The sequence below is a fragment of the Gemmata sp. genome, from assembly GCF_051859125.1.
Classification (GTDB): Bacteria; Planctomycetota; Planctomycetia; order Gemmatales; family Gemmataceae; genus Gemmata.
Genome location: NZ_JBHYGG010000113.1, coordinates 1 through 20885, shown reverse-complemented (window position 1 = coordinate 20885; position 20885 = coordinate 1). Strand labels below are relative to the sequence as shown.

The window sequence follows — 20885 nt, the reverse complement described above, 5'->3', positions numbered from 1 at the left end:
TCGGCGAGGGGTCACGGTTGCTTGGCGAGTTCGGGGCGGTGCCACAGTTCGAAGGTGCGGCCGGTGCCGAGCAGGATCAGGTCGTCGGTCGGGCCGAACGCGAGCGCCCGCACGGGGGTCGGCCGTGTCACCTGCACCACGGGCTTCATCGTGGCGACGTTCCACACCCACACGACGTTCGCCGCGTCGGCCACCGCGAGGAGCGCGCCCGACGGGCTGAACGCCAGGTGCCGGATTTCCGCCCCCGCGGCGATGCTGCTGGTCGCCGCGAACACCTTCGGCGTCATCGCCTTGTTCGCCCACAGGCCGACGCCCCCCCCGGCGTCGCCGGTCGCGAAGTCCCCCGTTGCGGGAGACGCGGCCCACACCCGCACGGCCGCCTTGTGCTCGCGGGTGACGACCTCGAACCGCGGGCCGGCCGCGCCCCACGACACAACGCTCCCGTCCGCGTGGCCCCCGAGCAACTTCCCCGTCGGGTGCCACGCGAGGAACGTCGGCCGCTGACCGCCCAGGGGGATCTGCCCCTTCACGTCGATCGGGATGACCTCGTCTTTCGGCTGGAGCAGCGGGTAGCCCTTGGCCTGAGTGTCCGGCTTCTTGATGAGTGCGGTCGGCAGGTAGCGGATCGTCAGTGCGGTCCCGCGCACCGTGGCGAACCGCTCGCCGTTCGGGAACGGGAACGCCGCGAACGGCTCGCCCGGGATCTTCACCGGCACCTCCGGCGGGTCGTTCCACGCGACCGCTGCGGTCCCCCCGGTGGTGGCGAAGAACGCGAGTTCGCCGGTCGCGTCGAAGCGGATGCTGGTGACGGGTCCCTCGACCTTGGGGCCGGGGCTGAACGGGTCCACGAGCGGGAGTTGGTCGAACCGCCAAATGCGTGTCGCGCCGGAGCGGTAGCCCGCGATCATGGCCCGGCCGCCGGGGGTGACGGCGACCGCGGTCACCTCGTCGGGTCCGTCGTCGAAGGTGAACACGCCGTCGCGGTACGCGCTGTCCTGGGCCGTGAGCAGGCGGTTCGCGGGCGCGACGGGCGGCGGCTCCTGGAGCACGACCTTCGGTTGCGGCGGCGCCGGAACAGGGACGGGCTCGGCGGCCCTCGCTTGGTCCGCCTCGTGCTTGCGGCCGGCGCCGTAGGCCGAGACCGCGGCCACGAACACGCCGGTGCCCAGCACCGCGACCGCCGCCATCGCCGCCACCTTGACCGGGACCGACGCGCGCAACAGCAACACGACCGCCGCGTTCGCCAGCAGCCCGCACGCGGCGAACCCGACGGCGATCGGCACCCCGGTGCCCGTCCCAAGGTCGGTCGCTTCACCCATCACGAGCGGCCCGGCCGCCAGCCCCAGCGAGAAGATGACCGCCAGCGACAGCAGCCACAGCGGGTCGCGCCGGTAGTCCGCCGTCGCGGGCACCGGCCGCTCGCCGGCGAGGAACGCGGCCGTGTCGCCGGCGACCCGTTCCCCGTCCGGCCCGGGGAACCGCACGGTCACCGCCCGCAGGCCGCCGAGCGTGAGGACGAGTTCCCGGCCGGTCCCGCTCACCGGGGTACCGGCGGCGGCGTACAGGAACGGGCGGTACGGGGTGCTTTCGAGGAACAGGCCGTGCGGGACGAGCACCACCTCGCACGCCCCGGTGAACAAGGCGGCCGAGTCGAACGTCACCTCCACCGGGGTGCGGAACGGCTGGCGAGCGGCCGGGGCGGGCGCGGGCGGCCCTGGGTCGTCGTCGAGCGTCAGCAGTTCGTCGCCCGGCGGCGCGGCTGCGGGGCGGGCGGTCGGGTTCAGGTCGAGGTACGGGAGCGGGTCCTCCTCGCGGTCCGGCAGCGGGAGCGGCAGAACTGCGGTGTCCGCCGGTGCCGGTCGCGCGGGTGGGGACGGGTTGGTGGGCCTGGACGGTGTGGTGGGCTCCGCGGCCCGGCCCGTGAGTGCGGGGAGTTCCGGTGCGGTGAACTCCGCGAGGGACGCGGCCGAGTCTTGGTGGTATGCTGTGGCGTCGAGGGCGGCCGCGAGATTGACCCGGGCGTGGCACTTCGGACACCGGGCCTTTGTCTTGGCGCACCCGGGCGGGGGCTTCAACCGGGCGCGGCACGCCGGGCAGGTGATCGGAATCGACATGAGCGGCTTCTCGCTCTCGCGCCCGCGGCACGCGGGCACGCCCGGCCCCAGTATAACCGCCGCCGGCACGAAAGCGGCAGGGAAGTTACCCGTGCCGGACGCGCCGCGGGGGGCGAGTAAAACGGGCGGGCGGCGGCCGATGTGGACTTGTCCCGGGTTCCCCGCGGTGGTGCAATAGAGGAACGGAATCACTGCGGCGCGGGCGCACCGGGGTATCCGGCTTCGTACACATGACAACCGTCCGACTGACGTGCTCGTGCGGCAGGAGCTGGGACCACCCGGAGGGTGCGCCCGTGCCCGCCGACGTGCGCGCGATCTGCCCGGTGTGCTCGCTGCCGACGCCGGCCCCGTTCGACCCGCTCTCGCTGTTCGGCGGGTCGTCGGGCGCGTCGAAGTTCTCGGCCCCGCCGCCCGTCCACGTCCCCCGCCCCCACTCCGGATCGGGAACCTACGTGCAACTCCCCGAGGAGGCCGCGCAGTCGGCCGCCGAGTCCGTGGCGGCCGCGCCCGGCAAGACGGTCGCCGGGTTCGAGATCATGGAGGAACTGAACCGCGGCGGCATGGGCGTGATCTACAAGGCCCGGCAGGTCGCGATGAACCGCATCGTCGCCCTGAAGGCGATCATCCCGGCGAAGCTGGAGCGGCCCGGGGTCCGCGAGCGGTTCATGGCCGAGGTCAAGGCTTCGGCCCTGCTGAACCACCCGAACATCGTCATGGTGTACCACACCGACCTGGACGGGGCGTTCCCGTACCTGGCGATGGAGTACGTCCCGGGGATCGACCTGCTGCGGCTCGTCCGGGGCAGCGGGCCGCTCCCGGTCACCGACGCGGTGTACTACACCCGCCAGGTCGCCGACGGGCTCCAGCACGCCCACGAGCAGGGGATCGTCCACCGCGACATCAAGCCGTCGAACCTCATGGTGTCCCCCGGCCCGATCGGGTCCGACGCGATCAAGGGCGGCCGGCTCCCCAAGGTCAAGATCCTCGACATGGGCCTGGCCCGAGTCGTCACCCCCGAGGGCCAGGACTCCGACACCGGGCTGACGCAGGAGGGCATGTTCCTCGGCACCCCCGACTACGTGTCCCCGGAGCAGGCCGAGAACTCGCGCCAGGCCGACGGCCGCAGCGACCTGTTCAGCCTCGGCGGGACGCTGTACTTCCTGCTCACGGGCGAGGTCCCGTTCCCCGGCAAGACGCTCGTCGAGAAGCTCCGCAAGGCGCTCACCGAGCCGCCGCCGTCGCCGCTGGCCAAGCGCCGGGACGTGCCCCCGCTGCTCGACTCGGTCGTCCGCAAGATGCTCGCGTGCGACCCCGAGGACCGGTACCAGCACGCGGGCGACGTGGTGACGGCCCTCGACCGGATCCTCCGCGGCGAGGGCGGCCCGGTGTCGTCGGCCCCGCCCGTCATGGCCGAGCCCGAGCCCGCAGGCCCGCTCGCGCAGGTCAAGGCCCACGACGCCGGCATCCGCGGCCTGGCCGTCACCGACGACGGGGCGCTCCTCGTGACGGCCGGCGAGGACAGCCGGGTGCGGCTCTGGCAGCCCGCGAAGCTCCAGGAGGCCCGCACCTTCCTCGGCGACTTCGGCCCGGTCGACGGCATGGTCCTGTCGCCCAACGGCAAGCGGTTCGCGACCTGCGCCACCCGGCTCACGACGTCCGAGATGGGCGTGCAGCTCTGGGACCTGACGACGGGGGCCGAGCAGCGGCGGCTCCGCGGGCCGGCCGCGAACGTGCGGTGCGTCGCCATCTCGCAGGACAGCAAGGCCATCGCCGCCGGGGCCGACGACAGCATGGTGTGGCTGTGGGTCGCCGACGCGACCGGCCCCCGCACGTTCTGCATGAAGGGTCACTCCGGGCCGGTCACCGCCCTGTGGTTCGTCGCCCCCGAGTCGCTGCTCTCGGCCGGCATGGACGGCACCGTGCGGCAGTGGGACCTCCGGTCCGGCAAGACCAAGGGGACGCTCCCGGCCGGGGTCGGCCCGATCACGGGGCTGGCGTTCGGCGGCAAGCGGGTCGCGGTCGCCGGCGAGGCGCTCGCCGTCCGGCAGCCCACCGGGACGTTCGTGAAGTTCCCCGGCCACTCGGGGAACGTCCTGTGCGTCGCGTTCTCGCCCGACGGCCGGCTCCTGGCGAGCGGCGGGGCGGACAAGACGGTGCGGGTGTGGAGCACCGAGGACGGCGAAGAAGTGGTGGCGTACACCGCCCACACCGCCCCCGTGCGGTCGCTCGTGTTCGCCCCCGACGGCCGCTCGTTCTATTCCGGCGGCGGCGACGGCATGCTGATCCGCTGGCCGGCCCCCGTGATCTGATCGCTATCTGGTCGCTCCGCCCACAATTCCCGGCCGCGCGGTCCCGCCGGCCGTCGGTTCCGATACCATCTCCGGTGCCGCCCGTTCCCGCCCCGGAGACCCGCCGTGCCCCTCACCCGCTTCGCTCCGCTCGTCGTCCTGTTCCTGCTCGCCACCGCCCCCGCGCACGCGCAGGCCCCGGCGACCGGCCCGTGGGACGTGAAGGCCCTCGGGGCCACCGAGGTGAAGCCCGAGTGGGGCAAGGAGGTCGGCAGAGCCCGCGAGGTGTACTACCCCGGCGAGCCGTACCAGGGGAAGCCGACGCGGGTGTTCGCCTACTACGCGAAGCCGGCAGCGGGCGACGGCCCGTTCCCCGCGGTGGTGCTTGTCCACGGCGGCGGCGGCAAGGCGTTCCGCGATTGGGCCGAGCACTGGGCGGCCCGCGGGTACTGTGCGCTGGCGATGGACCTCGCGGGCGTCGGCCCCGCCGGCCGCCTCGCCGACGGCGGCCCGGACCAGTCCGACGAGACGAAGTTCCGCGCCTTCGACGACAAGACCGTCAGGGACATGTGGACCTACCACGCGGTCGCCGCCGTGGTCCGCGGGCACAACCTGCTGCGCGCGCTCCCCGAAGTGGACAAGGACCGTACCGCCGTCACCGGCATCAGTTGGGGCGGCTACCTGACGTGCATCGTCGCCGGGCTCGACGACCGCTTCAAGGCCGCGGTGCCGGTCTACGGGTGCGGGTTCCTGCACGAGAACAGCGTCTGGACCGCGGACCGCTTCACGAAGGTCGAGCCCGAGCGCCGGAAGCGGTGGACCGAGGCGTTCGATCCGTCCGCGTACCTGCCGAACGTGAAGTGCCCGGTCCTGTTCCTGAACGGCACCAACGACTTCGCGTACCCGCTCGACAGCTACCAGAAGTCGTACCAGCTCGTAAGGGCCCCGCGGACCGTCTCGGTACGCGTCCGGCTCCCGCACGGGCACATCTGGAGCTTCGGCGAGGTCGACGCGTTCATCGACTCGGTGCTGAAGAAGGGCGACCCGCTCCCCGAGATCGGCGAGATGGCCCGCGACGGCGACGCCGCTTCGGCCCCGGTGGCGAGCAAGACGAAGGTGAAGGCCGCGAGCCTGCACTACGCGGTCGCGGAGGGAGTGTGGCAGAAGCGCGAGTGGAAGACGCTGCCCGCCGAGATCAAGGACGGCAAGGCGACCGCGAAGCTGCCCGACGCCCGCCCGCTGGTGTACTACCTCGCGGTCACCGACGAGCGCGGCTTGGAGGTCTCTGCCCCGCACGCCGTGCTGCCCGCGAAGTGAGCGGGTCACAGCCCGCCGCCGTGGGCCGCGTCGGCGATGTAGTTCTCGTACCGGTTGTACGCCTTCCGCCACGTCAGCGTGATCTCCCCCGTGGGGCCGTTGCGCTGCTTGGCGATGATGACTTCGAGGATGTTGTCCTCCGTCGTCCCGTCGAACTTGCCGGGGCGGTGGAGCATCATGCAGGTGTCGGCGTCCTGCTCGATCGAGCCGGACTCGCGGAGGTCCGAGAGCCGCGGCTTGTGGTCCTGCCGGTCCTCGGACGCCCGGTTCACCTGGGCCAGAGCGATCACCGGGATGTTCAGCTCGCGGGCGAGGAACTTGAGCCGCCGGCTGATCTGGGCCACCTGCTCCTGCCGCGGGTCGCGGCGGCTCTCGGGCTCGATGAGCTGCAGGTAGTCGATCACCACCAGTTGCAGCCCGCCCTCCTTCTCGTGCTTCTTGTCGATGCGCCGCGCCGTCGCCCCGATCTGGATCATGGTCCGGCTCGGGGTGTCGTCGATGTACAGCCGCGCCCGGCGGAGCGCGTCGCCGGCCTCCATCAGCTTCGTGATGTCGTCGGTGTTCAGGTGCCCCTTGCGGACCTTGTGGCTGTCCACCCGGGACTGGCAGGTGAGCAACCGCTCGGCGAGTTCGATCCGGGCCATTTCCAGGCTGAAGAACAGGATCACCGGCGGCGGCGGGGCGTTCGGATCGTTCGGGTCGTGGGCCGTGAGGATGTTCCTCACGAGATTGAGTGCGTACGCCGTTTTGCCGACCGACGGCCGCGCGGCGATGATGACGAGTTCCGACTTGTGCAGCCCGGCGGTGATGTTGTCGAGATCGACGTACCCGGTCGGCATCCCGCTCATCGAGAGGTCGGTGCCCCCGACGCGGGCGTCGAGTCGCGCGAATGCCTCGTTGAGCGTGTCCTTGAGCGAGAACGTCTCGCCGACCATGCCGGCCTTCGCGATGTCCATGATCTTCCGCTCGGCCTGCGCGACGAGTTCGTCGGCCGACTGCGTGCGGTCGAAGGAGTCGCGGAGGATCTCGTTGCCGGCGTGGATCAGGCTCCGCACCATCGCCGTGTCGCGGACGATCTTCGCGTGGTACTCGGCGTTGGCCCCGGTCGGCACCGCGTCCCACAGGTCGGCAAGGTACGCGTTGCCGCCGACGTCCTCGAGTTGCTTGCCCTTCTTGAGCCGCTCGGAGATCATCACGAGGTCGAACGGCTGGTTCTCGTTCGACAGGTCGGTGATGGCCTGGTAGATCTTCTGGTGCGCGTCGAAGTAGAAGTTGTCGCCCTTGAGGGTCTGCTGGACCGTCGGGAGCACGTCGGGGTCGCGGAGGATGCCCCCGATGACGCCCCGCTCGGCGTCGCGGTTGTGGGGCGGCAGGCGGTCGGTCATCGGGTCGGACATGACGGGCGTCCCGGGGGCGGTGTGAGGCGGCCGGCGATCTGACTGTCCGTACACCGGCGTCGGCTCCCGGTTTGATACCCGGCCGATGGGGGAAAAATCAAGCCCGCCGGTTGGGACGGCGGGCGGGGCAGGGTGGGTCGGGGTCCGGTCGTGCGGGCGCGTCACGCGGCGGGTTGCATCGCCGTCATCACCTGGGCGAACCGCTTCATCATCTCCTCCGGGGCGACGTCCTCGACGTGCGTGGCGAGCGTCCACTGGTGCCCGAACGGGTCGGTGACGGTGCCGCTGCGGTCACCGTAGAACTGGTCCGCGACCGGCCGCACCACCTTCGCCCCGGCGGCCACGGCCGCGTCGAACCGGGCGTCCACGTCGGGGAAGTAGAGGCACATGCCAACGGGCGAACCGCCGAGCGCCTGCGGGCTCCTGGTGCCCCACGCCGGGTTCTCCTCGCTCAGCATGATGATGCTGTCGCCGATCTTCACCTCGGCGTGCGCGATGGTGCCGTCCGGGCCGGTCATCCGCATCACCTCGGTCGCGTCGAAGATCGCCTTGTAGAAGTCGATCGCCGCCGCCGCGCCCTTGATGATGAGGTACGGCGTGAGGGTGTGGTACGACGCGGGTTGGTGGCTGACGCTCATTACGGGCTCCTGGTTGACGGTGACGGGCGACCACTGTGGACGCCCGTACCTATCGGCATTCGACTTTGATCGAATGTATACCAATCGCCGCGAATCGAAACAAGCTCACCCCGCGAAACGAAAAACCCCCGGCGTGCCGGGGGTTCCGTGTGGAGCGTGTTCGCCCGAAGGGGTCACTTCTTGCCGGGGGCCAGCGCGACGACGAGCACCTGGATCTTGGTCTCGATCCCGTACCCGAGGCTCAGCGGCACCTCGGTGAGGGTGTTCGCTTCCTTGATCGGGTGCTCGAGCTTGACCATGTCGCCCTCGACCAGCAGGTTCTTCCCCTTGAGGGTCTTGCTGATCTCGATCGGCCCGATGCTGCCGTACAGGTGGCCGTCCTCGGTGGCGTTGGCCTCGATGGTGACGGCGGGCAGGCGGGACAGTTGCTCGGCGAGCACCTTGAGGTCCGCGACGCGGGCCTCGCGGGCCTTCTGGACCTTGATCTTGTACTGGTCCAGCGTCCGCAGGTTCTCGGCCGACGGCAGGACGGCGAGGCCGTACGGGATGAGGTAGTTGCGGGCGTACCCGGGCTTCACCTCGACGAGGTCGCCCTGCTTGCCGACGTGCAGGAGGTCGTTCACGAGGACGACCATCGTGCCGCCGTGCTTCCCCTTCTGGAGGTGGTGCGTGTGCTTCGGCTTCTTGGTCGGGAGCTTCTTGCCGGCCGGCTTGTCGGCCTTCGCCTCGGGCTTCTTGGTTGCAGTCTTGGCCATGGTTCGGGTCCCGTGATAAACGCTTGAGCCGGGCGGCCGGTGGGCCGCCCGGGGATTCTACAAACTCACGCGGAACGCGAACCGTCGGTCCCGCACTCAGAAGGGGATCTCGGCGTCACCGCCCGACCCGCCCCCGCTTCCGTACTCGTCGTCGTCGCTCGGCGGGGGAGCGCTCGGGCGGCCACCGGCGGACTTCCCGCCGCCGCTGCCGCCCCCGTAGGAGCGGCCGCCACCACCGCCTCCGCCCCCACTCATACCGCCGCCCATTCCACCACCGCCGCCTTCACCGCCGCCATCGGACTTCCCGCCGATGAACTCGATCCCGTCAACGACGACCTTGTGCTTTGACCGCTTGCCGCCGCCGTTCTTGTCTTCCCACTGGTCGAGTTGCAGCCGGCCCTCGAGGTACAGCGAGTCGCCCTTCTTCGCGTAGTTCGCGATCAGCGACACGAGGTCCCGCTTGGTGTCCGGGCGGGCGAACGCCTCGCAGTCGATGTACAGCGGGTTCGGGTCGTTCTCCCACTGCCCGGTCGCCGGGTTCTTTTTACTACGCCCGACGGCGAATCGGAACTTCACCACCGTCCCGCCGCTCGGGAGACTGCGGGGCGGCTCGGGGTTGTCCGTGAGCCGGCCGATCAGCATGACCTTGTTCAGTGTCGCCATTGGTGCGACCTCCTTCGGACCCGCCCCCCGTTGGGTGTTACGTTATAGCTCGGGGTTGGGTGTTGAGGCGTGGTCCGGTGTGGAGGTTAAACCAACGTGCGGCCCTCGTGCAAGGTCGGTAGTGTTTCCGTGGCGAGCGGGGGGCGTGAGTCCCCCGGTAGTTATCGTGACAACCGGGGGACTCACGCCCCCCGCTCGCCAAAATCACACTCACTCCGGCTTGTCGGACATCTCGCGGCGCGGGCCACGCGGGCCACGCGGGCCGCCGGGACCACCGCGGTCCCCGCCGTCGCGACCGCCGCCGCCGGTCATCTCGTCGGCACCGGGCATCCCCTCGCCGATCGCGCCGGGGTCGGTGGTAACGGCGGCCTCGTCCTTCATCCCGCGGACGGCGAACCCGTTCGAGGAGTCCTCGCGGGCGATCCCGAGGATGATCTCGCTCCACTTCGGGTCGACCTTCAGCGTGAGTTGCCGGAGGATCGTCCCTTCCTGGAGGGCGAAGTCCCGCTCCAACTCGCGCTGCTTGGTGCTCTCCATCGTGTAGTACACGATGTGGAACGCGCCCTTCTTCTGCTTGCTGATCGTGTACGCGAGCTTGTGGTTGTAGTCCCACGGGCGGCTGACGAGGACGGTGGCCCCGTGCCGCTCCAGGATCGTGTGGACCTGGTTCTTCGTCCCGTCGGCGTCCGCAGACACCTTGTTCGAGTCGAGGAGGAACATCGTTTCGTACGTGGCAACCGGCATCGCGACCTCTCGTGTGATCCGGGGGTGGCCCGGTGGTTACCCTGGTTCGGCCGGCCGTTCGGCCGGGCGACCCCACCCCACCGCGGGGAGGGGAGCAACCCGACAAACCAATTCAAGTGCCAAAGGTGAAAGAGTCAGGCACCTAAGTCGCGGGTGGATTCGCCGACCCGTCCCGCGTGTCCTTCTTCTCTTTCTTTACCTTTTCCTTTTTACCTTTTTCATTCGTGGCTTCGCCCCCGTTGAAGCGGTTCATCGCCGCTTCGGTGCCGTGGCGGACCCACGCGAGTGCGGCCTGGGCGGCCTGGGCGACCGCGTCCTCCGCGGCGGCCCGCTCGCCGGGGCGGAACTTCGAGAGCACGAAGTCCACCGCGTCGCCCGGCTCGGGCTGGCCCACCCCGATCCGCAACCGGGCGTAGGCGTCGGACCCCAACTGGTCCTGGATGTTCCGGAGGCCGTTCTGGCCGCCGTGGCTCCCCTTGGCCCGGACCCGCAGCTTCCCGAGCGGCAGGTTGAAGTCGTCGCACACGACGAGCACCCGGTCGATCGGGAGCTTGTAGAAGTCGAGGGCCGCCCGCACCGCCCGGCCGCTGAGGTTCATGAACGTCAGCGGCTTCATCAGGAGGACGGGCTCGTCGCCCTCCTTGACCTCGGTGACGAACGCCTCGAACTTCTCGCGGAACGCCGGGCACCCCGGCGCGGCGGCGAGGTAGTCGATCACGTCGAAGCCGACGTTGTGCCGGGTGCCGGTGTACTTGGGGCCGGGGTTGCCGAGCCCGACGACGAGTTTCATGTCTGGTCGGGGATTGGAGATTGGGGGTCGGACGTTGGGGGCCGCCGGGTCGGGACACCCTGCCGGGCCGCGGCGGTTCGCGCCCGCGGCTCAGCAACTCCCGGTTCCCAACCCCCGACCTCCGACACCCGCTCCGATCACTTCTTCTTCTCCTCGGCCTCCTCGTCGGCCTTCTTCTTCTCGGGCTTGATGACCTCGGGGCCGGCCCCCGTGTCGGCGGCGACCGGTTCGGCTTCCACGCCCGGCAGCTTGAGCTGGACGACGACCGCTTCGGGGGCCTCCAGCACCTGGACGCCCTCGGGGAGCGTCAGTTCGCGGACGTGGATCGGGTTGCCGAGCGTGAGGTTCGTGATGTCGATGCGGATGGCCTCGGGGATCGACCCGAGGAGGCACTCGATGTGCAGCTTGTGCAGCGGCTGGTCGAGCACGCCGCCGCCCGTCGCCTTCGGGGCGTTCCGCAGTTCCACGGGGACCGTGACCTTGACGCGGTCGGTCCGCGACTTCCGCTCGAAGTCGACGTGGATCATCTGCTTGCCGAAGGCGTCCCACTGGACCTCGCGGACGAGGACCGTCTCGGGGGTGCCGTCGACCTCGAGGTCGAGCATCCGGACGTGGAGGACGCGGATCGCGCGGTCGAGTTCCTCGGCCGACACGGAGACGGACGCGGTGTCCTTCTTGTGGCCGTAGACGACGCCGGGGACGAGCCCCTGCTTCCGGAGCTTGACGGCGGCGCGGGAGCCCGTGCCGGTGCGCGGGGTGGCCTTGAGTGTGATGGACTGCGACATGCGACCCTCGTGGGACCGGGTACTCTCGCGGGGGACCGCCCCGCTACCCTCTTCGGCCCCGGCAGAAACACGCGGGCGGCCCACAGGGGTGCGGGCCGCCACGGAACACGTAAGGGGTGATTATGGACGCCGCGTTACCGACCGACAAGGGCGCGGGGGCCAAAAAGACTGAAGGCGTGCCGGTTCTGCGGCCGATTCCGATTGTGTGGAACTTCGCACTGCCAGTGCCGATCGAGCCCGGAGCGGCCGGGACGCGGGGCGGACACGGCGGGCACTCGCCCTCCGGTGGCCGGTGCTGCTGTGCGTCCTGTGCGCCGGGTGCGCCGACTGCAAGTTCCTCCGCAAGACGTGCCCGCCCCCGCCCGACCCCCTCGCCGCCGCCCAGCTCCCCGCACCCGACACTGCCTACCGCATCGGCTGCCCCGACGTCCTGGAGGTCGCGTTCGCCGACCGCCCGGAGTGGGACGTGCTCGCGTCGGTCGACCTGGACGGCCGGGTGGCGCTGGCTCACCCGGGCTCGCCGCGGGTCGAGGGCCGCACGCTCGACGACGTGCGGCACGAACTGGCCCGCCTCGCGGGGACCGACCCGGACAACGTAACTGTGCGGCTGGCCGCGGCGCGCAGCTCGAGGGTGTTCCTGCACGGGCCGATCCGCGGGCGGTGCCGGGTCGTGCCGTACCAGGGGCCGGAGCCGGTCATCGACTTCCTGAAGCGGGTCGGCGGGCTGCCGCCCGGGTCGAAGCTGAACCAGGTGTACGTGGTGCGGCCGAACGTCGCGAGCGGGAAGCGGCCCGAGGTGTTCCAGGTGGACGTCTCGGCCGTGCTGGCGGACAACAACCACGCGACCAACGTGCCGCTGATGCCGTCGGACGAGGTGTACATCGGGGAGACGAAGCGGTCGGTGGTCGCCCGCATCCTGCCCGACTGGCTCGGACCGCTGTACCGCCGCCTCAGCGGCCTGCTGCCCGAGGACTGGTGGCCGTGGACCCGCCCGCGGACCCCGTGACGCGGGCCGCCCTCACGCCAGCGGCAGCGAGAAGCGGTTCGGTGCGGCGGGGGGCGGGTCGCGGTCGGTGTTCGCGAGGTCCACGCCCACGAGCTCGTCGGTCGGCACGCCGCCGAACAGCGTGAACGGGCTGGAGTCGGTCACCGCCACGCGGACGGTGCGGCCGATGAGCCGGTCGGTCCCGTCGAACACGACGATGTGGTCCGTCATCGTGCGGCCGGTGAGTTGGACCACCTCCCCGGGCTGGTGCCCGGGGCCCGCCTGGGTGCGCTTGCTCGGGCCTTCGACCAGCACGTCGACCGTGGTGCCCACCTGCAGGCGGTGGTCGAGGCGGCTGTTCTCGTTCTGCACCGCGAGGAGGTCGTTGTTGCGGCGCTTCTTCACGTCCTCGGGCACGTCGTCCGGGTAGCGGTCCGCGGCCTTCGTCCCCGAGCGCTCGCTGTACTTGAAGATGAACGAGTTCTTGAACTTCGCCTCGCGCACCAGCTCCATCGACTTCGCGAAGCTCTCCTCGGTCTCGCCGCAGAAGCCGACGATGAAGTCCGAGCTGACCGCGACGCCCGGCACCTTCTCGCGGCACCGGCCCAGCATGTCCATGTAGAAGCCGGCGGTGTAGTTCCGCTTCATCCGCTTCAGCACCTCGTCGCACCCGGACTGCACCGGCACGTGCAGGTACTTCACCACCTTCGGCAGTTCGCGGACCGCGTCGAGCAGGTCGTCGGTCATGTCCCTGGGGTAGTTGGTCACGAACTTGATGCGCTCGAGCCCGGCGACGTCGTGCATGCCGGCGATGAGGTCGCTCAGGCGGGTGCGCCGCTCGCCGTGGTCGTAGACGTAGCTGTTCACTGTCTGCCCGATGAGAGTGACCTCCTTGCACCCCTGATCGACGAGTTGCTTGACCTCGCCCCAGATGTGGGCCGGCGGGCGGCTCTGCTCGGGGCCGCGGGTGCTGGGCACGACGCAGTAAGTGCAGAACTTGTCGCACCCGATCTGGATGCGCACGAACGCCTGGAACGGCGTGGGCCGCATGGTCGGGTCGCGGGTCGGGTCGTAGCTCACGAAGCTCGCCTCGACCTCGTCGCGGCCGGCGGCCGATCGTGCGAGGCTGACAGCGAGTTGCGGCTCGCGCGTGGCCCTAACTTTCTCGACAAGCTTCGGCACCTCGGCGAGTTGCCCGGTGCCGACGACCATGTCGACGTACGGCGCGCGCTTGCGAATCAGTTCCTGGTCCTTCTGCGCCATGCACCCGAGCACACCGATGACGATGTCGGGCTTGTCGCGCTTGAGGAGCCGGACGCGGCCAAGCGACGAGTACGTCTTCTCCTCGGCGTGCTCGCGGACCGAGCAGGTGTTGAACAGCATCACGTCGGCGTCGGCGGGCGTGTCGGTGAGGTCGTAACCCTGCTTGCGGAGCGCGCCGATGACCAACTCGCTGTCGAGCACGTTCATCTGGCAGCCGACGGTCTCGATGAACACTTTCTTCGTCATGGCCGGGGTCACCGTTATGAGACGGGGCCGAGCGGGAGGGACATCAGATTGAGGATACAAGAGTACGTGAGCGCAGCGAAGCCCAGCCATCGCGATGGCTGGGCTTCGTGCGCTCACCCCTTCCGCAGGCGCGCCCAGTAGCCGCCGTCGGACGGGCGGCCTGGGACGGCGCGGTGCTCGGCTTCGAGGCGCAGGTTGCGGATCCCGCGCATCACGGCCTTCACCACGCCCTCGTTCTCGTCGGGCTCGATGCTGCACGTCGAGTACACCACCAGCCCGCCCGACTTCACCCGGTCGAGCGCCTGGAAAAGGAGCCGCGTTTGCAGGCGGATCAGGTACTGGAACTCCGTCGGCTTCAGCCGCCAGCGGACCTCGGGCCGGCGGCCCAGCACGCCGGTGTTGCTGCACGGCACGTCAACCAGCGCCGCGTCGAACGGCCCCGGCGGGGACTCGCCGTCCGGCCCCAACAGCACCGTGCGGACGCCCTTGATGCGGAGCCGCTGACACAGCGTTGTCACCGTTTCCAGGCGGCGCGGCTCGGTGTCGCACGCGGTGATGAACCCGCGGTTGTCCATCAACTCCGCGAGGTGCGTCGTCTTCCCTCCGGGTGCGGCGCACAGGTCGAGCACCCGCATCCCGGGTTGCAGCCCCAGCGCCGACGCGACCAGCATCGACGAGTGGTCCTGCACCGCGAAGTCGCCGTCGTCGTACCCCGGCAGGCCGCGGATCGGGTGGTGCTCCGGGAACCGCAGCGACTGCGGGTGCTCGCCGGGCTCGGCGTCGATCATCTGGGCCGCGAGCCGCAGCCGGTACGTTTCGCGGGCGTTGTGGAGCTTGTTGACGCGGACCCACAGCGGCGGCGGGGCGTTGAACCAGAACCCGAGCCGCCGGCACTCGTCCGGGTCGAACCGCTGGTGCCACTGGTCGGCGAGCCACTTCGGGAATGAGAACGCCGCCGCGAAGTACCCCGCCGGGTCGGTGCCCGGTGCCGGGAGGATCGGCCGGGCGAGGACGCGGTAGCGGCCGTCGTCCATCGGCACCGCGTTGCCGTCGGGCTTGTCGGTGAAGTCGCCGGTCACCAGTTCCGACACGCGCCGCAGGATGCTGTTGAGGAACCCCTTGGCCTTGGGGCTGCCGATGTGGTTCGCAAGTTCGACCGTCTCGTGTACGGCCGCGTGCGTGGGGACGCCCGTGAGGAACGCGAGCTGGAACGCGCCGAGGTGCAGGGCGTCCCAGACCCGCGGTTCGATGGCGTGGAACGGGATCTTCATGTACGGCCGCAGCAGCGCGTCGAGCGTGCCCTTGCGGCGGATGACGCCGTACACGAGTTGCGTGAGGAACCGGCGGTCCTGCGGGGTGATGCTCGCGGCCGCGACCGCGTTGTCGATCAACTCGGCGGCGAAGGCGTCGTGCGAGCGGGAGCGGTGCAGCACGTCGGCGGCGATCTGGCGAGCGGTGATCGTCATGCGAGCACTTCCGGGCCGAACCGCATGCCCTCGACGATGGGATACCCGCGGAGGAACTCCTCGGCCGTCATCTTCTTCTTCCCGGCGGGTTGTAGTTCGGAGATCCCCAGTCCGAGCCCGTCCCCACTCACAACGATCAACTCAGGTGTAAGCGAATGGCCATCGCCATCTTCATCATTCAACGTACCTGCCGGATAAGTAGGAGAATGGAGGCCATAACTGTAGCCGCTGTTGAGAAAGGTTTTCGCGACAATCACCCGCATCGGCTCCTTGCCGGGGCGGTGCAGGAACGAGTATGCGGTGGGCCACGGCTGCATCGCTCGCACGAACCGCTCGATGTACTCGGCAGGCTTCGTCCAGTCGATCAGCCCGAACTCCTTCTTGATCTTCGGGGCCTTCGTCACGAGTGCGGGGTCTTGCTTCTCGCCGTCAACGGGGCCGCCAGCCTTGTACTTGCGAACCGCTTCGACCGCCATGCCAGCCCCGAGCGCTGCGAGCTTCGCTTCGAGCGTGCCGGTCGTGTCGTTTGGCGCGATGTCGAGCGCCTGTTGCAGGATCATGTCGCCGGAGTCGAGGCCGGGCGTCACCTTGATGATCGTCACGCCGGTTTGCTTCTCGCCGCCGAGGATCGCATACGCGACCGGGGCCGCGCCGCGGTACTTCGGCAGCAGCGAGGCGTGAACGTTGATCGTGCCGCGGGTGGGTGTCGAAAGGACATCCTTCGAAAGGATCTGGCCGTAGGCCGCGACGACGAGCAGGTCGGGCCGCAGTTCGCGGAGTTGTGCGAGTCCGTCGGGGGTGTTGATGCTCTCGGGCTGCGCCACGGGCACGCTCGCCGCGGCGGCGATCGCGCCCATGCCCTTCCCGGTCTGGCGGGTGCTGCCGCGCTTGTTGCCGGTGTCGCGCTCGGGTTGCGTCACGAGGCCGACGACGTCGCCGCCGAACGCCGCGAGCAGCGCCTCGAACGTCGGCTCCGCGAACGTCCCGGTCCCCATCATCACAATGCGCATCAGATAATTATCCACAGATTTCGCAGAGGACACAGATTGAAAACCAAGCAGATTGAAGCCGAAGCACAGACGAACAACAGCAGCTATCGGTCCCGGCCGCTGCCCTTTGTTCGGTCTGAAAATCTGTGTCTTCTGCGTAATCTGTGGATCAATCTCTTTACAACTTGGGCTCCAGCCCCGGCGGGAGGTCGCCCTTCTTCTTGGCCTTCTCGAAGTCGGCGACGAACTGCTCCAGGTCCTTCTCGCTCCGGGACCGGCCGAGCGAGCCCATCTTGTCGATGAACAGCACCCCGTCGAGGTGGTCGATCTCGTGCTGCCAGATGCGGGACGCGAGGTCGTTGCAGATCATCTCCTTCGGCTCGCCCTTCAGATCGAAGAACTGCACCCGCACCGTCTTGAACCGGCGCACGCTCTGGTACAGCCCCGGGAAGCTCAGGCACCCCTCGCGGTCGCTGATCGCGCCCTTGGTGTCCAGGATCACCGGGTTGATCGCCACGACCTCGGCGTCCTTGTTCTCCGGGTCCCCGGCGAAGTTGATGACGATGAGCCGGTGCTCGAGCGCGACCTGCGGCGCGGCCAGGCCCAGCCCCTCGCTGGCGTACATCAGCTCCAGCATGTGGCCGGCGGCGAGCTGGATGTCTTTATCCAGGGACAGCACCGGCTTCGCTTGCACGCGGAGCGCCGGGTGGGGGTATTTCACGATCTTCATCGGACGCAGCTCTCGGAAGCAGACCGCACGTCGGTGAATGCTCGATTATAGCAAACCCGGCCCGCCGCACCCGGTATAGATCCCCCCGCGGCCCCGGAAGGTTCACTTCTTCTTCCGCCGCGCGCCGCGGACCATCTGCCACGCCCCGCGGAGCCGCTCGCCGAGGCCGCGGGCGTGCGTGGCCCGCAGCAGCCCGCGGAGGATGTCGGCGGTCGCGGGGTCGGGGCTCACCGCTTCGTCGAGGTGCGGGCGGAACGACCCCTTCCGCACCGTGACGACCTGTGGGATCGTCATCGCGAGCAGCCCCTCCGGCCCCTGTGTCACGCCCCAGCCGCTCGCGCCGAGCCCGCCGAACGGCGTCGCCGGGTGCGCCGTCGGGGCCAGCACGTCGTTGACGACCACGCTCCCCGACGGGATGCGCGCCGCGAGCGCCTGCGCCGCAGCAGCGTCCTGCGTGAAGACCGACGCGGACAGCCCGAACGGCGACTGCTTCGCCCGTGACACCGCGCCGTCAATCGTGTCGAACGGGATCACCCCCGCGACCGGCGCGAAGCACGCCTCGCGGCAGATCGCGGCGTCCGGTGGCGCGTTCAGGAGGTACGTCGCACCGACGCCGGGGCCGGCGGCCCGCAGCACTTCTGCCCCGCGCTTCTCTGCCTCGGCGATGAGCCGCTCGGCCTGCGTCGCTTGCCCCGGCGTGACCAGCGACACGGGCGACGCCTTCGCCACGTAGCCGCGGAGCAGCGCGACGAACTCCTCGTACCGCGAGCGGTGGACGAACGCGCGCCGCACGGCGATGCACGTCTGCCCGCGGTTGAGCGTGAGGCCGAACCAAGCGGCCTTCGCGGCCATTTCGACGTTCGCATCGGCCAGCACGAACATCGCATCGCACCCGGACAGTTCCAGCGTCGAGGGCACGAGCCGCTCACCGAGCCGGGCCGCGAGTTTGCGGCCGACGCCGTCGGAGCCCGTGAACACGACGTAGTCCACGTCGGTCTCGGCGAGCCGCGGGCCGCCGTCGCGGGTCGCGGGGAGCTTCTGGAGCACCTCGGCCGGGAAGCCCGCGGCGCGGAACAGGTCGTGCGTCACGTCCGCGGTCCGCGGCGCGTTCTCGCTCGGCTTCCACAGCACCGCGTTGCCCGCGACGAGCGCCTGTGCGACCGGGCCGACGTTCAGGAAGATCGGGTAGTTCCAGGTGCCGATGACGCCGACGACGCCCCACGGCCGGCGGTGGACGACGTCGCGGCTGCCCATGAGCCACGTCGGCCGCAGCCGGCCCGGGACCGTCCGCGGGGCGAGGACGCGGGAGGCTTCCTGCTCGATGAACTTGAGCGCCGAAGCGCTCGGGAGGAGTTCGGTGGCGAGCACCTCGACGGCCGTGCGGCCAACGTCGGCGTGCGCTGCGGCGACGAGGTCGTCGGCCCGGCGCACGATCAGGTCGCGCAGCACGCGGACCGGCCGGAGGCGCTCGGGGAGCGGCTGCCGCTCCCACGCGGCCTGTGCGGCGCGGGCGGCGGCGAGTTCGGACGCGAAGGGTTCCATTGGGGAACTGTAGAAAGGCGAGCGGGGGGCGTAAGCCCCCCGAGTGCTGAACGACCAGAAAGCTTCGGGGGGCTCATGCCCCCCGCTCTCCCCAGCGAATCACGGCAGGAGCTTCTTGACTTCGTCGTCCAGGTTGGCGGCCTGGGCGTTGCGGTTCACGACCTTGCCGTCCTTGCCGGCGACGAAGATGTGCGGCACCACGATGATGCCGTACTGGGCCGCCAGCGGGCTCCCGTCGAGGCCGCCCGGGGCGTGCAGCACGGTGCCCGGCAGCTCGTGGGCCGCGACCGTCTGCGTGGCGGCCTTGGCGTCGGTGTCGAGGTTCACGATCACCAGTTCGAGCCCCTTGGAGCCGTACTCCTTCACCAGCGCCCGGAGCTTCTTGGCGTCGTCGCCCAGGGTGCTGCTCCAGTTCGCACAGTAGTACACGACGACGGCCTTGTCCTTGAGCGCGGCGGCGTTGAACGGCTGGCCGGTGGCGAGGTTCGTGCCGGCGATCTCCAGCGGCTTGCCCTCGGCCTCGAGCCGCTTCACCGCCCCGGCGGCCTTGACCGCGTACGGGTGGCCGGTGTGGGCCTTGGCGAGCTGCTCGTACCACTCCTTGGCCTTGGCGTCGCCGTCCTTCGTGTTCATGAACTCGAACGCCATGCCGAGCCGGAGCGTCGCCTCGGCGGTCTCGTCCGCCTTCGGGTTCGCCTTCACGAACTCCTCCAGCGACGCGCGCCACTTCTCCTGCACCCCGGTCAACTGCTGCCCGCCGGTGGTCTCGCGGAGGGCGATGCTGTTCTCGGTGATGAGGTAGTGGAACCAGGCGTAGGAGCCGACCGGGCCGGGCTTGCCGCTGAACGCCTCCTTGAACTGCTTCATCCGGGCCAGGTGCCGGCCGTCGAGCTTTTCGCCCTCGGCCGCGGCCGAGAGGCTGTCGAGGAGCAGCTTGGTCCACGTCTCGCGGATCTTCGCGTCGGCCTGACCGTTGGCCTGGGCGACGATCTGCTCCAGGATCGCGGCGCGCTTCGCCTGGTGCGCGGCGATCGCCCCGGCATCACCGCCGACCTGGGCGGAGTCGAGCTTGTTCAGGTCCGCGATGAGGGGTTCAACCCCGGGGAACACCAGCGGGCCGCCGCCGCTCTCCGCCGAGCCGACCGCGGGGCCGTCCACGAGTTTCCACGCCCGGCCGACCTGAACGATCTCGCCGGTCTGGAACGACTTGCTCGCCGCGCCGTCCTTGACCAGCACGGTGCCGGTCTTGTGGAACACGAGGTCCTCGCGGGTGCCGACGGCGTCGGCCGGGGTCGCCTGCGGCACGCCAAGTTGCAGGTGCATCCACTCGGCCGTCGGCGGGGCCTTCAGCTCGGCGTTGGCCTTGGCCACGCGGGCCGGGACGCCACCGGCGCGGTCGAGCACCCGCTGCGCCTCGCCGCCCTGGAGCCCGAGGGCGTCCAGGTTCGCCTTGTTGACCGTCAGCGCCGCGGCCCGGCGGGCGTCGTTCGTGAGCACCGCCTGGAGCAGCTCCTGGCTCAGCTCCTCGGGCGACATCACGACCCACTCGTCGATCTTGCCGTCGCGGTCCTTGTCGAGCCCCCACTTCGACCCGTTCACGCCGAGCCAGCGGAACTGGTACGGCTCGCTCTGCGCCGGGGGGTACACCTCGCGGTACGCCTCAACGCCCTCGGTGTAGAAGGCGATGATGTTGAAGCTCTTGCCGTCGTAGCTCACGAACTGGCGGACCGTGCGGCCCGCGGCGTCGCGGACCACGTACCCCATTGGGGACTTCGGGTCCTTCGGGTTGGGGATCGGCGACACCTTGCACTGGGCCGCTACCTCCGGCGTCGGGGTGGCAACGTTCACCCCCGGCTGCCGCGGCTGCACCTTGAACGCGTCTTCGACCGTGACGGCGGGCACTTGGGCCCCGGCGACCGAGCCGACCCCGGCCCACAGGCTGAACCCGGCCACCGCCCGCATCGCGATCCGCTTGGTAACCATCCGTGGATACCTCCGAGGCACGCCGGTTGTGCCGGCTGTGCAGGTTGAGACAGTCGATACTGTCATCGGCACCCGGAGGGGGCGGGGTTGAGCCGCGGGCGTGAAAACCGCGACGGCCCGCGGCGGGAGTAGTTGGGGCGAACCCTGAGCGCCAGCGAGGGGGTGGACGTCCACCCCCTCGCTGGCGCTC

The 20885-nt window shown here is 70.1% G+C and carries 17 protein-coding genes; 3 read left to right on the top strand and 14 right to left on the bottom strand.

Translation table 11 applies throughout. The features are described from left to right. Window positions 1-11 precede the first annotated feature (11 nt). Window positions 12-2114 (bottom strand): WD40 repeat domain-containing protein, encoded by a 2103-nt coding sequence (locus ACTIGN_RS12440; protein WP_439624255.1) that lies wholly within the window; start codon window positions 2112-2114, stop codon window positions 12-14. A gap of 293 nt (window positions 2115-2407) precedes the next feature. Here ACTIGN_RS12440 and ACTIGN_RS12435 point away from each other — a divergent pair, with 293 nt between their 5' ends. Further along, entirely contained in the window at window positions 2408-4423 is a 2016-nt protein-coding gene (locus ACTIGN_RS12435) for a WD40 repeat domain-containing serine/threonine protein kinase (protein WP_439624253.1), read from the top strand. Window positions 4424-4528: 105 nt separating this feature from the next. Continuing rightward, complete coding sequence (locus tag ACTIGN_RS12430; protein ID WP_439624251.1) at window positions 4529-5719, top strand: alpha/beta hydrolase family protein; 1191 nt, start codon at window positions 4529-4531, stop codon at window positions 5717-5719. A 5-nt stretch (window positions 5720-5724) separates the two neighbouring features. Here ACTIGN_RS12430 and dnaB read toward each other — a convergent pair whose 3' ends face one another. The 7 genes from dnaB to ACTIGN_RS12395 form a co-directional block, all read right to left on the bottom strand. Beyond that, window positions 5725-7116 (bottom strand): replicative DNA helicase, encoded by a 1392-nt coding sequence (gene dnaB / locus ACTIGN_RS12425; RefSeq protein WP_439624249.1) that lies wholly within the window; start codon window positions 7114-7116, stop codon window positions 5725-5727. Window positions 7117-7277: 161 nt separating this feature from the next. Beyond that, on the bottom strand, window positions 7278-7754 hold the full coding sequence (locus ACTIGN_RS12420) for a VOC family protein (protein WP_439624247.1): 477 nt from the start codon (window positions 7752-7754) through the stop codon (window positions 7278-7280). A 173-nt stretch (window positions 7755-7927) separates the two neighbouring features. Continuing rightward, on the bottom strand, window positions 7928-8509 hold the full coding sequence (gene rplI, locus ACTIGN_RS12415) for a 50S ribosomal protein L9 (RefSeq protein WP_439624245.1): 582 nt from the start codon (window positions 8507-8509) through the stop codon (window positions 7928-7930). Window positions 8510-8605: 96 nt separating this feature from the next. Next, complete coding sequence (locus ACTIGN_RS12410; protein WP_439624243.1) at window positions 8606-9172, bottom strand: single-stranded DNA-binding protein; 567 nt, start codon at window positions 9170-9172, stop codon at window positions 8606-8608. Between the two features lie 210 nt (window positions 9173-9382). Beyond that, the gene (rpsF, locus tag ACTIGN_RS12405) at window positions 9383-9916 is read right to left on the bottom strand and encodes a 30S ribosomal protein S6 (protein ID WP_439624241.1); all 534 of its coding nucleotides are present in this window, start codon (window positions 9914-9916) and stop codon (window positions 9383-9385) included. 142 nt (window positions 9917-10058) lie between these two features. After that, window positions 10059-10706 (bottom strand): aminoacyl-tRNA hydrolase, encoded by a 648-nt coding sequence (pth, locus tag ACTIGN_RS12400; protein ID WP_439624239.1) that lies wholly within the window; start codon window positions 10704-10706, stop codon window positions 10059-10061. Between the two features lie 137 nt (window positions 10707-10843). After that, window positions 10844-11491, bottom strand: a complete 648-nt coding sequence (locus tag ACTIGN_RS12395; protein WP_439624237.1) for a 50S ribosomal protein L25 — start codon at window positions 11489-11491, stop codon at window positions 10844-10846. Between the two features lie 292 nt (window positions 11492-11783). On the opposite strand from ACTIGN_RS12395, the gene ACTIGN_RS12390 reads away from it, so the two are divergent. Next, window positions 11784-12497: a polysaccharide biosynthesis/export family protein gene (locus tag ACTIGN_RS12390; protein WP_439624236.1), complete on the top strand. Its 714-nt coding sequence runs from the start codon at window positions 11784-11786 to the stop codon at window positions 12495-12497. Between the two features lie 12 nt (window positions 12498-12509). On the opposite strand, the gene miaB is transcribed toward ACTIGN_RS12390, so the two are convergent. The 6 genes from miaB to ACTIGN_RS12360 all read right to left on the bottom strand — a co-directional run bounded on the left by miaB (window position 12510) and on the right by ACTIGN_RS12360 (window position 20695). Further along, window positions 12510-13985, bottom strand: a complete 1476-nt coding sequence (gene miaB, locus ACTIGN_RS12385) for a tRNA (N6-isopentenyl adenosine(37)-C2)-methylthiotransferase MiaB (protein ID WP_439624234.1) — start codon at window positions 13983-13985, stop codon at window positions 12510-12512. 113 nt (window positions 13986-14098) lie between these two features. Beyond that, window positions 14099-15451, bottom strand: coding sequence for a 16S rRNA (cytosine(967)-C(5))-methyltransferase RsmB (gene rsmB / locus ACTIGN_RS12380; protein WP_439624232.1), 1353 nt, complete (start codon window positions 15449-15451; stop codon window positions 14099-14101). Next, window positions 15448-16461, bottom strand: coding sequence for a methionyl-tRNA formyltransferase (fmt, locus tag ACTIGN_RS12375; protein ID WP_439624230.1), 1014 nt, complete (start codon window positions 16459-16461; stop codon window positions 15448-15450). The genes rsmB and fmt overlap by 4 nt, the downstream gene beginning before the upstream one ends. A gap of 157 nt (window positions 16462-16618) precedes the next feature. Beyond that, window positions 16619-17170, bottom strand: a complete 552-nt coding sequence (def, locus tag ACTIGN_RS12370) for a peptide deformylase (RefSeq protein ID WP_439624228.1) — start codon at window positions 17168-17170, stop codon at window positions 16619-16621. Window positions 17171-17272: 102 nt separating this feature from the next. Then, complete coding sequence (locus tag ACTIGN_RS12365; protein WP_439624226.1) at window positions 17273-18712, bottom strand: aldehyde dehydrogenase family protein; 1440 nt, start codon at window positions 18710-18712, stop codon at window positions 17273-17275. Between the two features lie 99 nt (window positions 18713-18811). After that, window positions 18812-20695: a redoxin family protein gene (locus ACTIGN_RS12360; protein ID WP_439624225.1), complete on the bottom strand. Its 1884-nt coding sequence runs from the start codon at window positions 20693-20695 to the stop codon at window positions 18812-18814. Window positions 20696-20885 lie beyond the last annotated feature (190 nt).

Coding starts and splice junctions, on each gene's coding strand:
- ACTIGN_RS12360 (WP_439624225.1), bottom strand. CDS start 20,695: ATGGTTACCAAGCGGATCGCGATGCGGGCGGTGGCCGGGTTCAGCCTG.
- rpsF (WP_439624241.1), bottom strand. CDS start 9,916: ATGCCGGTTGCCACGTACGAAACGATGTTCCTCCTCGACTCGAACAAG.
- ACTIGN_RS12365 (WP_439624226.1), bottom strand. CDS start 18,712: ATGGAACCCTTCGCGTCCGAACTCGCCGCCGCCCGCGCCGCACAGGCC.
- ACTIGN_RS12410 (WP_439624243.1), bottom strand. CDS start 9,172: ATGGCGACACTGAACAAGGTCATGCTGATCGGCCGGCTCACGGACAAC.
- ACTIGN_RS12395 (WP_439624237.1), bottom strand. CDS start 11,491: ATGTCGCAGTCCATCACACTCAAGGCCACCCCGCGCACCGGCACGGGC.
- def (WP_439624228.1), bottom strand. CDS start 17,170: ATGAAGATCGTGAAATACCCCCACCCGGCGCTCCGCGTGCAAGCGAAG.
- rplI (WP_439624245.1), bottom strand. CDS start 8,509: ATGGCCAAGACTGCAACCAAGAAGCCCGAGGCGAAGGCCGACAAGCCG.
- ACTIGN_RS12440 (WP_439624255.1), bottom strand. CDS start 2,114: ATGTCGATTCCGATCACCTGCCCGGCGTGCCGCGCCCGGTTGAAGCCC.
- fmt (WP_439624230.1), bottom strand. CDS start 16,461: ATGCGCATTGTGATGATGGGGACCGGGACGTTCGCGGAGCCGACGTTC.
- pth (WP_439624239.1), bottom strand. CDS start 10,706: ATGAAACTCGTCGTCGGGCTCGGCAACCCCGGCCCCAAGTACACCGGC.
- miaB (WP_439624234.1), bottom strand. CDS start 13,985: ATGACGAAGAAAGTGTTCATCGAGACCGTCGGCTGCCAGATGAACGTG.
- ACTIGN_RS12420 (WP_439624247.1), bottom strand. CDS start 7,754: ATGAGCGTCAGCCACCAACCCGCGTCGTACCACACCCTCACGCCGTAC.
- dnaB (WP_439624249.1), bottom strand. CDS start 7,116: ATGTCCGACCCGATGACCGACCGCCTGCCGCCCCACAACCGCGACGCC.
- rsmB (WP_439624232.1), bottom strand. CDS start 15,451: ATGACGATCACCGCTCGCCAGATCGCCGCCGACGTGCTGCACCGCTCC.